This window comes from Streptomyces sp. NPDC059092 (genome assembly GCF_042756365.1).
GTDB lineage: Bacteria > Actinomycetota > Actinomycetes > Streptomycetales > Streptomycetaceae > Streptomyces.
Window position 1 is genome coordinate 1 of record NZ_JBHZEJ010000126.1, and the last position, 8,674, is coordinate 8,674.

The 8,674-nt window shown below is 74.1% G+C and carries 8 protein-coding genes; 4 read left to right on the top strand and 4 right to left on the bottom strand.

Annotation, left to right across the window (positions count from 1 at the left end; translation table 11 throughout):
• Window positions 1–107 precede the first annotated feature (107 nt).
• A complete protein-coding gene (locus tag ACFXPL_RS36410; RefSeq protein WP_384927464.1) occupies window positions 108–1,415 on the bottom strand; it encodes a geranylgeranyl reductase family protein in 1,308 nt (435 codons plus the stop codon).
• Between the two features lie 169 nt (window positions 1,416–1,584).
• Between ACFXPL_RS36410 and ACFXPL_RS36415 the strand changes: the two genes are divergently transcribed.
• Complete coding sequence (locus tag ACFXPL_RS36415) at window positions 1,585–2,949, top strand: dipeptidase (RefSeq protein ID WP_384927465.1); 1,365 nt, start codon at window positions 1,585–1,587, stop codon at window positions 2,947–2,949.
• A 64-nt stretch (window positions 2,950–3,013) separates the two neighbouring features.
• Here the strand turns inward: ACFXPL_RS36415 and ACFXPL_RS36420 are convergent, their stop codons facing one another.
• On the bottom strand, window positions 3,014–4,051 hold the full coding sequence (locus ACFXPL_RS36420) for an NUDIX domain-containing protein (protein ID WP_384927466.1): 1,038 nt from the start codon (window positions 4,049–4,051) through the stop codon (window positions 3,014–3,016).
• Window positions 4,052–4,319: 268 nt separating this feature from the next.
• Between ACFXPL_RS36420 and ACFXPL_RS36425 the strand changes: the two genes are divergently transcribed.
• The gene (locus tag ACFXPL_RS36425) at window positions 4,320–4,499 is read left to right on the top strand and encodes a hypothetical protein (protein ID WP_384927467.1); all 180 of its coding nucleotides are present in this window, start codon (window positions 4,320–4,322) and stop codon (window positions 4,497–4,499) included.
• Window positions 4,500–4,549: 50 nt separating this feature from the next.
• Window positions 4,550–4,939: a hypothetical protein gene (locus tag ACFXPL_RS36430; RefSeq protein ID WP_384927468.1), complete on the top strand. Its 390-nt coding sequence runs from the start codon at window positions 4,550–4,552 to the stop codon at window positions 4,937–4,939.
• A gap of 64 nt (window positions 4,940–5,003) precedes the next feature.
• On the opposite strand, the gene ACFXPL_RS36435 is transcribed toward ACFXPL_RS36430, so the two are convergent.
• Window positions 5,004–5,963: an ROK family protein gene (locus ACFXPL_RS36435; protein WP_384927469.1), complete on the bottom strand. Its 960-nt coding sequence runs from the start codon at window positions 5,961–5,963 to the stop codon at window positions 5,004–5,006.
• 196 nt (window positions 5,964–6,159) lie between these two features.
• On the opposite strand from ACFXPL_RS36435, the gene ACFXPL_RS36440 reads away from it, so the two are divergent.
• Window positions 6,160–7,203 (top strand): LacI family DNA-binding transcriptional regulator, encoded by a 1,044-nt coding sequence (locus ACFXPL_RS36440; RefSeq protein WP_384927470.1) that lies wholly within the window; start codon window positions 6,160–6,162, stop codon window positions 7,201–7,203.
• Window positions 7,204–7,215: 12 nt separating this feature from the next.
• On the opposite strand, the gene ACFXPL_RS36445 is transcribed toward ACFXPL_RS36440, so the two are convergent.
• A complete protein-coding gene (locus tag ACFXPL_RS36445) occupies window positions 7,216–8,520 on the bottom strand; it encodes a DUF6986 family protein (protein WP_384927471.1) in 1,305 nt (434 codons plus the stop codon).
• Between the last annotated feature and the right edge of the window lie 154 nt (window positions 8,521–8,674).

The following is an 8,674-nucleotide window of genomic DNA, read 5'->3' on the forward strand; positions in this document are numbered from 1 at the left end:
CGCGATACGTCTCCGCGCGGCGCCCGGCCCCGCGCGCGGGTCACTCCCGTACGCCCGTCGCCCCCGTACGCCCGTCACCCGACGCGCAGGTCACCCCGTACGCCCGCTCACTCCCGCGCGCCGGTCTCCGGCACACCCCTCGGGTCGCCCTCCGCCGGAGCCGCCTCCTCGCGCGCGGCCGGCTCCGGCTGGTCGGTCGCCCGGCGGCGGTCCAGGACGTCAAGCGCGCGCCGGGCCAGCGGACGCGTCCGTACGATGCCCGCCAGGGTCGTCGAGCCGCGGGTGATGTCGGCGAACGCGTTCCACGCCGGCCGCAGGCCCGTGATCGCCGCGTGCAGCACACCCGGCCTGCGCTCGAAGATTCCCAGCATCCGCCGCCCGACCCCCATCTCCACCCCGAGGCCCGCCTTGATGGCGAAGGCGTAGTTCAGCGCCTGGCGGCGGGCGTCCACGGCGTCGTGCGCCTCGGAGATCCGTACCGCCCACTCCCCCGCGAGCCGCCCGGACCGCAGCGCGAAGGAGATGCCCTCCCTCGTCCACGGCTCCAGCAGCCCCGCCGCGTCGCCGCAGACCAGCACCCGGCCCCGGGACAGCGGCGAGTCCTCGCTGCGGCAGCGGGTGAGATGGCCGGAGGAGACCGACGGTTCGAAACCGGCGAGCCCCAGCCGGGCGATGAAGTCCTCCAGATACCGCTTGGTGGCGGAACCCTCGCCGCGCGCCGAGATCACCCCGACGGTGAGCGTGTCGCCCTTGGGGAAGACCCAGCCGTAACTCCCGGGCAGCGGGCCCCAGTCGATGAGCACCCGTCCCGCCCAGTCCTCCGCGACCGTGGGCGGCACCGGGATCTCCGCCTCCAGGCCCAGGTCCACCTGGTCCATCTTCACACCGACATGGGCGCCTATGCGGCTGGCGCTGCCGTCCGCGCCGACCACGGACCGCGCCAGCACCGTCTCGCCGTCCGCCAGGACGACCGCGACCGTACGGCGGTCGGGCACGGCCGGGCCGTGCTGTTCGACGCGCGAGACGGTCACGCCGGTGCGCAGGATCGCCCCGGCCTTCTGGGCGTGCTCCACCAGCCCCGCGTCGAACTCCGGGCGGTTGATGAGCCCGAAGAGCATGCGCTTGGAGCGGCGGGTGCGGGTCATCTTCCCGTTCAGGGAGAACGTCACCGCGTGCACGCGTTCCTTGAACGGCAGCTCGAAGCCCGGCGGCAGCGAGTCGCGCGAGGGCCCGATGATCCCGCCCCCGCAGGTCTTGTAGCGCGGCAACTCGGCCTTCTCCAGCAGCAGCACCCGACGGCCTGCGACCGCCGCCGCGTACGCCGCGGAGGCTCCAGCCGGTCCTGCGCCGACCACGACGACATCCCACACCGGCTCGTCGTGCACGCTTCCTGCGTCTGCGTTCTCGCTGCTCACGATGTGCTTCTGCTCCTGATCCGACCGGTGGCCCCTGCTGTCGAACGGCATCCTACGGCGCTGGCACGTCCGCCCCGTTGTGGGAGGATCGACAAGCCCCTTCGACATCGCCGACACAGCCCGACATACATCCGTCCGATACAACGATGTACCCACCTGGAGCGTGCCCATGACCGCGAATCCGATTGCCGGGACCGTGGCGTCCCTCATGCCCCGTGCCCGTACGGAGCTCGCGGAGCTGGTGGCCTTCCGCTCGGTGGCGGACCCCGCGGTCTATCCGAGGAGCGAGTGCGAGGGCGCCGCGGAATGGGTGGCCGGGGCGCTGCGCGGCGAGGGGTTCAAGGACGTCGCGGTCCTCGAAACCCCCGACGGTACCCAGTCCGTGTACGGTCTGCTCCCCGGCCCCGAGGACGCGCCGACGGTGCTGCTCTACGCGCACTACGACGTCCAGCCGCTGGGGGACGAGGACGCCTGGCTGACCCCGCCGTTCGAGCTGACCGAGCGCGCGGGACGCTGGTACGGGCGCGGCGCCGCCGACTGCAAGGGCGGTGTGCTGATGCATCTGCTCGCCCTGCGCGCGCTGAAGGCGAACGGCGGCGTGCCGGTGAACGTCAAGGTGATCGTGGAGGGTTCGGAGGAGCAGGGTACCGGCGGTCTGGAGCGGTACGCCGAGGCGCACCCCGAACTGCTGGCCGCCGACGCCGTCGTCATCGGCGACGCCGGGAACTTCCGGGTCGGCCTGCCCACGGTCACGGCCACGCTGCGCGGAATGACGCTGCTGCGGGTACGGATCGACACGCTCGAAGGCAACCTGCACTCGGGCCAGTTCGGCGGCGCGGCGCCGGACGCGCTCGCCGCTCTCGTCCGGGTCCTGGACTCGCTGCGCGCCGAGGACGGTTCCACCACGGTGGACGGGCTGGCCGACGACGCGGTCTGGGAGGGGCTGGAGTACGCGGAGGCGGACTTCCGCAAGGACGCGAAGGTGCTCGACGGCGTCGGGCTGATCGGCCACGGCTCGGTCGCCGACCGGATCTGGGCGCGGCCCGCCGTGACCGTCCTCGGCATCGACTGCCCGCCGGTCGTCGGCGCCACGCCGTCCGTCCAGGCGCACGCGCGGGCCACGGTCAGCCTGCGCGTACCGCCGGGGCAGGACGCCGCGGCGGCCACCGAGCTGCTGGCGGCGCATCTGGAGGCCCGTACCCCGTGGGGTGCGCGGGTCTCGGTGGAACAGATCGGTCAGGGGCAGGCGTTCCGCGCGGACACCTCCAGCCCGGCGTACGCGGCGATGGCCGACGCCATGCGGGTCGCGTACCCGGGTCAGGACATGCAGGTCGCGGGCCAGGGCGGGTCCATCCCGCTCTGCAACACGCTGGCCGCGCTCTACCCGGAGGCGGAGATCCTGCTGATCGGGCTGAGCGAGCCGGAGGCCCAGATCCACGCGGTGAACGAGAGCGTCTCCCCCGAGGAGCTGGAGCGCCTCTCCGTGGCCGAGGCACACTTCCTGGTCAACTACGCGGCCTCCCGGGGCGTCTGAGCGGTCCCGGGAGGGCCGCGCCGCGACGCGGAGGGCCGCGGCGGGGCGTGGGGCGACGGGGTGGTCAGCCGACCGGGGCTCCGTCCTCCAGGTTGAGCACCGTCCCGCGTTCCCGCGCGCGCAGCGCCCACCGCAGCCGTGCGCGGCGGACGGGCGGCAGCAGCCGCGCCGCCTCCTCCTCGTCGACGAAGCGCCAGCCCCGTAGCTCCGGTCCCGGCAGCAGCAGCCGCGCCGCCTCCTCCGCGGCCAGCCTGCCGCCGTCGAAGAGGAGCCGCAGCCCTCCGTACCCCGGGGGGCGCGGCGGCTCCCAGTCGACCACCAACAGCTTGGGCACCTCGGTGAGTTCGATGCCTATCTCCTCGGCGACCTCCCGTATCCCGGCGCGGGCGGGCGCCTCGCCGCGCTCGACCACGCCGCCGGGGAACTCCCAGCCCGGCTTGTACGTGGGGTCGACGAGCAGCACCCGGTCCTGCTCGTCGAAGAGGAGCACCCCGGCCGCGACGGTCTCCGCGGTCGGTTCGGGTGTCTGGACGATCTCGCAGACCCCCGCGGCACCGTCCCGTACCGCCTCGGCCAGCGACTCGGCCGTCTCCCGCGCCGTGAGCACGGTGTTGTCGATGACGTGGGCGTCCCCGGTCAGCCAGCCCAGCGCCGCCCGGTAGGGCTCGATGTGCTCGTAGGCCCGGCGGCGGGCGCGTTCGTTCGCCTCGGGGTCGTCGGCGAAGTCCTCACGCGCCGCGATACGCCTGCGCAGTATCGTTTCATCCGTTGACAGCAGCACGTGCCGTACGGGAACGCGGCGCGCGGCGAGGCCGCCGAAGATCTCGTCCCGGTACTCCTGGCGCAGCAGGGTCATGGGGACGACGAGCGCCCCGCCCACCTCGGCCAGGAGAGCCGCCGCCGTGTCGACCACCAGCCGCCGCCAGATCGGCAGGTCCTGGAAGTCACTCACCTCCGCGAGCTTCTTCTGCGGCAGCAGCCGCTCCAGTTCCCCGCCGATCAGCTCGGGGTCGTAGAGCGTGCAGTTCGGGATCAGGTCGATCAGTTCGCGTGCGGTACTGGTCTTGCCCGCTCCGAACGCACCGTTGATCCAGACGATCACGGTTCCCCCTCTTCCGTAAGGCCTGGGCGTGTCGCGAAGGCCCCCAGTGGACTGCCCGCAACACCCTGCCACGGAAACCCCGTGCGGGATCAGAGCGCCGCTCCGACCGACCGGCTGTGACCGAGCCGTGTCCCGATCGACACCGGCGCCCGGTCGGCGGGGGGCAGCGCGGGTACCGGTGCCGGTGTCCGTGCGATGTGCCGGCCGGGCCGTAACACAAACGCCCGGCGCGTCGTTGGAACGCTCGATGTCACAAGGGGGGTACGGGATGCGCCGCACGGTGCTGGAGAAATTTCCCGCGGGCGGGCCGCGCGGGAGCTGGCCGGCGGAGGAGTTCGCGCGGGCACGGCGTGACGAGGGGACGCCTGCCGAGGTCGTGATGGACCTCGACTCCGACGTCTTCCTGGTCGTCGTACCGCAGCAGCAGACGGCCGACCCCGCCTCCTGAGACCGCCGGAGCCGCCGGCACCGCGAACCGTACGACGTGGAGAGCCCGAGATGCCCAGAACACCGGCCGTACCGGCCCACGGCCTGACCCTCGCCCTGACGCTGGCCCTGGCGGCGATCGCCGTCCCGCTGTCCGCCACCCCCGCGGCGGCGGACAGCAGCGCCTGCACCCATCACTTCTCGGGGCCGCAGGTCTGCATCCGGCTGGAGGGGCGCGGCGCCAGGAACTCCGTCACCGGGATCTGGACCAACCCGCCGGACGGTCTCGCCTCGCACGCGGTGTCGTTGCTGCGCGACGGGCGGCTCGTGGACACGGCGACGGCCACCCGGTCGGGCAAGGCGCTGACGCACACCTGGCCGGCCGGGGACACCGGCAGCGGTACGGAGTTGTGCGTACGGTTCCGGGGCAGCCAGCGCCTGGCCTGCCAGACCACCCGCTGACCGGCGGCGCCAGGCCCGGGGCAGGGCCGCGGGCCCCGCCCGGCAGTCCAGGTCCCCGGCGCGGTCAGCCGCCCACCGGCGCCGCCGTGCCGTCCCGTTGCCCGAGCAGGGCTGCCGCCGCCGCGCCCACCAAACCGGCGTCCGTCCCGGTCAGCGCCGGGGCCACCGTCAGCCGCCGGACGAACGACAGCGTCGCGTACTCCCGCAGTGAGCGGCGCAGCGGTGCGAACAGGACCTCGCCCGCGCCCGCGACACCGCCGCCGATGACCGCGATCCGGATCTCGGTGAGCGCGGCGGTCGCGGCGATGCCGGCGGCCAGCGCCCGGGCGGCCCGTTCGAAGGAGGCGATGGCGACCGGGTGGCCGGCCCGTGCGGCGGCGGCCACGGCCGCGGCCGAGCTGTCGCCGTCGGGACCCGGCAGCCAGCCGCCCTCCAGCGCCCTGCGGGCGATGTTGGGGCCGCTGGCGATCCGCTCCACGCAGCCGCGCGCTCCGCACGGGCAGAGGTCGCCGTCCAGATCCACACTGATGTGGCCGATGTGCCCCGCGTTGCCGGTGGGGCCCGGGTGGAGCTTCCCGCCCAGCACCAGCCCGCCGCCGACACCGGTGGAGACCACCATGCACAGCGCGTCGTCGTAACCGCGGGCGGCGCCCTGCCAGTGTTCCGCCGCGGTCATCGCGACGCCGTCCCCGACCAGCTTCACCGGCAGTCCGCCGGTGGCCGCCCGTACCCGCTCGACCAGCGGGAATCCGCGCCAGCCCGCGACGTTGACGGGGCTGACCGTACCGGCGGAGGCGTCCACGGGACCGGCGCTGCCGATGCCCACCGCCGTGGCCGTCGCCCAGAGCGGCGAGGCGGCCACCTCGGCCAGGACCTCCTCGACGGCGCGCATCACCGTCTCGCCGTCCTCGCGCGCCGGGGTCGGGCGCTGGGCCCGTACGAGGATTCTGCCGCTGCCGTCCACCAACGCCCCGGCGATCTTGGTGCCGCCGATGTCGAGTGCGGCGACGGAGTCGGTATGCATCGGTGTGGAATCTCCTGGAGATGAGGCGCCCCCGGTGGGGACGGTGCGGTGCGAATACGGGTGCGCGGCTTCGACGAACAGTCTCCATTCCCCTGACAACGTTGTCCAGGGCCTATGCTCGTCCGCACGGCCCGGGCCGGCGCAGGCCGGCGATCCGGGGCGACCCGCCGACCGTACGACGACAGGACAGCGCACTGTGGCCGATACCGCCCGCCGCCCAGAACCCCGCTACGGCAACCGGCCCACGATGAAGGACGTGGCCGCGCGGGCCGGGGTCGGGCTCAAGACGGTCTCCCGCGTGGTCAACAGCGAACCGGGGGTCACGGCGGACACCGAGCGGCGGGTGCAGGAGGCCATCGACGCGCTGGGGTTCCGCCGCAACGATTCGGCGCGGGTGCTGCGCAAGGGCCGTACGGCGAGTATCGGACTGGTCCTGGAGGATCTGGCGGACCCGTTCTACGGTCCCCTGAACCGCGCCGTCGAGGAAGTGGCCCGCGCCCACGGCGCGCTGCTCATCAACGGCTCCAGCGCCGAGGACCCGAACCGCGAGCAGGAGTTGGTGCTGGCGCTCTGCGCGCGCCGGGTGGACGGGCTGATCGTGATCCCCGCCGGGAACGACCACCGCTATCTGGAGCCGGAGATAAAGGCCGGGGTGGCGACCGTCTTCGTGGACCGGCCGGCCGGTCGGATCGACGCGGACGCGGTGCTCTCCGACAGCTTCGGCGGCGCCCGCTCGGGCACCGCGCATCTCATCGCGCACGGCCACCGCCGGATCGGCTTCATCGGCGACCAGCCCGGGATCCACACGGCGGGCGAGCGGCTGCGCGGCTACCGCACGGCGATGGCGGACGCCGGGCTGGCGATCGACGACGGCTGGGTCTCGCTCGGTACGACGGTGCCGCGCCGGGTCGAGGAGGCGGTCGTCTCGATGCTCGGCGCCCCCGAGCCGGTCACGGCGATCTTCAGCGGCAACAACCGCGTCACGGTGACGGTGGTACGGGTCCTGTCGGCCCATCACCGGCCCGTCGCGCTCGTCGGCTTCGACGACATCGAACTGGCCGACCTGCTCGCCCCGGGGCTCACGGTCGTCGCGCAGGACGCGGCGACCCTGGGCCGTACGGCGGCGGAGCGGCTCTTCCACCGGCTGGACGGCGCCGCCGACGCGCCGTCCCAGGTGGTGCTGGCGACGCGGCTGATCGCGCGGGGTTCCGGGGAGATCCCGCCGCCGGCGGACGGCTGACCCGGCACGGGGTCAGGCCCTGTCCCGCGGAAGCGTGAAGCCCTCCAGGTCGGCACGGGTCAGGCCGGTGAGCCGGACGACCTCGTCGTGGTCGAGGGCGCCGCAGTCGAGTCCGCGCAGCAGGTGGCCGCTGAGCGCCTTTGCGGTGGCCGGCTCGTCCATGACGGCGCCGCCCGCCTTGGCGACATAGGCGGCCAGCCGGGCGGCGGCGGGCTCCAGACCCTCGCGGTAGAAGGCGTACACGGCGGCGTAGCGGGTCGGGAGGTGGCCCGGGTGCATGTCCCAGCCCTGGTAGTAGGCGCGGGCGAGGGCCCGCCGTGCGAGGCCGTGGTGCAGCTTCCACGCCTCGTGCACCTGGGCGGTCGGGCCGACCGGGAGGACGTTGGTGGAGCCGTCGCTGACCCGGACACCGGTACCGGCGGCGGCCACCTGCATGACCGCCTTGGCGTGGTCGGCGGCGGGATGGTCGCTCGCCTGGTGGGCGGCGCTGACGCCGACGCAGGCGCTGTAGTCGAAGGTGCCGTAGTGCAGCCCGGTGGCCCGGCCGCCCGCCGCGTCGATCATCCGGGCGACGGTGGCGGTGCCGTCGGCGGCCAGGATGGCCTGGCTGGTCTCGATCTGGATCTCGAAGCCGATCCGGCCGGGCCTCAGCCCGTGCGCCGTCTCGAACTCCCCGGCCAGCCGGGCCATCGCGGCGACCTGTTCGGCGTACGTCACCTTGGGCAGCGTCAGGACCAGCCCGTCCGGGAGGCCGCCCGCCGCCATGAGGCCGCTGAGGAAGATGTCGAGGGTCCGGATGGAACGCTCGCGTACGGCCGCCTCCAGGCACTTCACGCGGATGCCCGTGTACGGGGGCGCCGTGCCGGTGGCGTACGCCTCGTGGACGAGCCGGGCGGCGCGGGCGGCGGCCTCGTCCTCCTCGTCGTCCGGGCGGGGTCCGTAACCGTCCTCGAAGTCGATCCGCAGGTCCTCGACGGGCTCGCGGACCAGCTTGTCCCGTACGCGCTCGTACACGGGCCCGGCCAGCTCGCCGGAGAGGCCGAGGACGCGGGCCAGCGAGGCGGCGTCGGGGGCGTGTTCGTCGAGTGCGGCGAGCGCCTGGTCGCCCCAGGAGCGTACGGTCCCGGCGGTGAAGGTGTCGGCGGGCACGTAGACGGTGTGGACGGGCTGGCGGGTGCCGGGGTCGCCCGGGTAGCGGCGGGCCAGTTCGGCGTCGACGCCCGCGAGGGAGACGCCGACGGCCTCGGTGACCGCCGCCGGGAGGCTCGTGGCGATCTTTTCGTGCCGCACCGTTCCCTGCTCCGTTCCCTGCCCCATCATTCCCGCACCCTTCCGTTTTCCGCCCTGCGGAATCAATAATCCGTTGCCGGAAGTTAAGCCGCAGGTCCTGGCCGCGTCAATGGCGGCCAGGACCTGCGGCCGGGAACGGCGCGGGGGCCGGGGGGGGGGGCCCCCGCCCCCCCCCCGCCCC